Annotated in this window: 4 protein-coding genes; all 4 read right to left on the reverse strand. The window is 42.1% G+C overall.

Annotation, left to right across the window (positions count from 1 at the left end; all coding sequences use genetic code 11):
• The coding region (locus HWQ37_RS00135) for a glycine betaine ABC transporter substrate-binding protein (protein WP_292742519.1) at positions 1 to 499 on the reverse strand (499 nt) is incomplete at its 3' end.
• Positions 499 to 1,131, reverse strand: coding sequence for an ABC transporter permease (locus HWQ37_RS00140; RefSeq protein WP_292742520.1), 633 nt, complete (start codon positions 1,129 to 1,131; stop codon positions 499 to 501). The genes HWQ37_RS00140 and HWQ37_RS00135, both read right to left, overlap by 1 nt.
• The gene (locus HWQ37_RS00145; protein WP_292742521.1) at positions 1,128 to 1,877 is read right to left on the reverse strand and encodes an ATP-binding cassette domain-containing protein; all 750 of its coding nucleotides are present in this window, start codon (positions 1,875 to 1,877) and stop codon (positions 1,128 to 1,130) included. Before HWQ37_RS00145 ends, HWQ37_RS00140 begins: the two co-directional genes overlap by 4 nt.
• Positions 1,878 to 2,111: 234 nt before the next feature.
• A complete protein-coding gene (locus HWQ37_RS00150; protein ID WP_292742522.1) occupies positions 2,112 to 2,507 on the reverse strand; it encodes a hypothetical protein in 396 nt (131 codons plus the stop codon).
• Positions 2,508 to 2,789 lie beyond the last annotated feature (282 nt).

A 2,789-nucleotide genomic window follows, 5' to 3' on the forward strand; every position in this document is an offset into this window, starting at 1 on the left:
CAAAACCGCCGCGCCACTGCGGTGTATATTGAGTAGCTTGAGAGAGAGTTTGAATATTGTAGCGTCTAGCATCTTCACCCCGAACAATCATCGCAAAAGTATTTTCAAAGCCCAAGCTTGGCATCACCTCTAAATGGAATTGCTGGGCATAAGCTTGTTTTAACTTCTCATAAACTTCTTTAGGATCGTTAACTGCTTTTTGCTTTAAAATTGCAGTAAAAGATGTACCTGTATACTCAATATATGCGTCGATTTTGCCAGCAGTAATCGCACTATGACAAACAAAAGAACCACCTAGACGGGGACGACGATCTACTTTTAAATTAGTCGTTGCCTCTATTTGTTGTGCTAACAGTTCACCTAAAATATCTTGTTCAGTAAAATCTTTGGAAGCAACAATAATATTACCACCGTTATTACTATTGGAATTTGGCGTACAACTAGTAATTACCAATAGCAAAGCCAAAGTTAAAAAGCAAAGCGTGAAAAATCTTTTCATTAACTTTTAATTTTTAATTTATTCTCCATCCAGCCAATTGCAAAGTCAGCCAGTAATGCAATTACCGCCGCCGGAACTGCACCAGCTAAAATTAACTGATCGTTCACTACCGATATACCGCGAAAAATAAATACTCCCAAACCACCAGCCCCAATCGCTGCGGCAATAGTTGCAATGCCAATAGCAATTACCGTTGCGACTCGCACACCTGCCAAAATTACTCCCATTGCCAAAGGAATCTCAACTTGTAATAATAATTGTCTATCTGTCATCCCCATGCCTCTTCCAGCTTCCCGAATCGCTGGATCTACACTAGTAATACCTGTGTAAGTGTTACGAATGATCGGCAGCAAAGAATATACAGTCAGGGCAACAATTGCTGGTACTGCCCCAATTCCGCCAATTATCGGCACAGGAATGAGTAAGCCAAACAGCGCCAAACTAGGAATAGTTTGCAGAATATTCGCTATACCGAGAATTGGTTGGCGGAGATAAGTTTTCCGTGTAATTAAAATACCTAATGGAATGCCTAGAAGTATGGCAATTGCGATCGCAATGCCTACTAAAAATAGATGTTCGAGAGTATGCTGAAGAATTTCTGGGGCATACTTAACCAAGAAGAAATTTTTCATAAAGTATCTTGCAGGGAACGCAGACATTGCAGGAAGGCAAGGCTTTCTGGATGTTGCGATCGCATAAATTCATCTTTCGTCCCCAATACTACCAATTCTCCGCCAGACATTAAACCAATTCTCGATGCCAAAACCAAGGCTTCTTGAATATCGTGGGTGACAAACACAACTGTTTTTCCTAATTCTTGCTGCATAAGCCGAAACTCTTGTTGCAGTTCTAGCCGTGTAATTGGATCGAGTGCGCCGAAGGGTTCATCCATCAACAACACAGGCGGATCGGCTGCTAAAGCCCTGGCTACACCGACTCTTTGCCTTTGTCCTCCTGAAAGTTGGTGCGGGTAACGTCCGGCAAATTGTGCTGGTTCTAAGCCTACCAATTGCAACAATTCATAAACTCGCATTTTAATTTGTTTCGGTTGCCAACCTTCCAAAGAAGGAACTAAACCCACATTGCGTTCAACAGTAAAATGGGGAAATAAACCAATTTCTTGAATGACGTAACCAATTTTCCGCCGTAGTTTAATTTCATCCCATTCAGTTGTGGGAATGCCATCAAATAAAACTTCGCCTTGTGTAGGTGTAAATAGGCGATTAATTAACTTCATTGTCGTAGTTTTGCCGCTACCACTGCGCCCAAGTAATACCAGTGCTTCTCCTTGACGGATGGTGAAATTGAGATTTGACACCAATGGGAGATGGTTACGGCTAAAGGTGACATCGCGGAATTCGACAGCAGTTTGCGGCATAGGTGGCTTTTGATGGACGCTAGCTATTGTAGTATTATGTGCTGATTTCGCTAGCGTGCTAACGCCCAATTTGCCAGAGAAGTTGCTCAAGCAACTTGTTAGGGATTTTGAACAATATAAATTATTTAATATTGTGGGGTGGGCATCTTGTCCGCCCATAGCCAAAGGCGGGCAAGATGCCCACCCCACAAAAAGTAGATGAGTATTTTTTTATTTGGAAGTTTTTAAGCCCTTTTATGCAGTTTTAGTATTTTCATCTGATGCTTGTTCTGTAACATTTTTCAAGCGACTCGATCTGATTTTGCGGATGCGATCGCTATTACGAACACCACCCGCCATTTCATACTCACGGCTGTCTTTGCCGTACTTGATCGCAACCACCATCAGCATCTTTTCAGAAAGCTGACTCAAGTTTTTTTCCATCTCTTCAATTTCAGTTTTAGAAGAGTCAACTACAGACAGAGCAGTATTATAAACATCAAGTTTGTTACGTAACAGATCGATTGACTCAATAAGTTTTTCCAGATTATAATTTTCATCAAATTTGATGCTTGGAACAATCGATTTCAGTCCAGCCGATCTTAACTGAGCTTTTTCTAGAATGCGGGATGTACGTTTTTGACGGGACATAAAATTACTCCTATAAGATGCTGCTATAGCTAGCTTGCCTCAATTAAACCGCGTTTCGGTTCAGCAGAACTCGCAATTTTGTCTCATAAATTTTTCAGGTATATCGGTAATTTTTCGGTATCTAATCAGTAATGTAAGAAGGCACGACTAAGACCGCTCCCGTTACGACTAAGACCGCTCCCGTCACGACTGAAACCGCTCCCGTCACGACTGAAACCGCTCCCGTCACGACTAAGACCGCTCCCGTCACGACTGAAACCGCTCCCGTCACGACTGAAACCG

Origin of the sequence: Nostoc sp. NMS4 (genome assembly GCF_017115095.1) — a bacterium.
In the GTDB taxonomy this organism is placed as follows: Bacteria; Cyanobacteriota; Cyanobacteriia; order Cyanobacteriales; family Nostocaceae; genus Nostoc.

What these genes read in the sequence shown, in the direction of transcription:
- HWQ37_RS00140 (WP_292742520.1), bottom strand. Translation starts at nt 1,131, where the DNA reads ATGAAAAATTTCTTCTTGGTTAAGTATGCCCCAGAAATTCTTCAGCAT.
- HWQ37_RS00145 (WP_292742521.1), bottom strand. Translation starts at nt 1,877, where the DNA reads ATGCCGCAAACTGCTGTCGAATTCCGCGATGTCACCTTTAGCCGTAAC.
- HWQ37_RS00150 (WP_292742522.1), bottom strand. Translation starts at nt 2,507, where the DNA reads ATGTCCCGTCAAAAACGTACATCCCGCATTCTAGAAAAAGCTCAGTTA.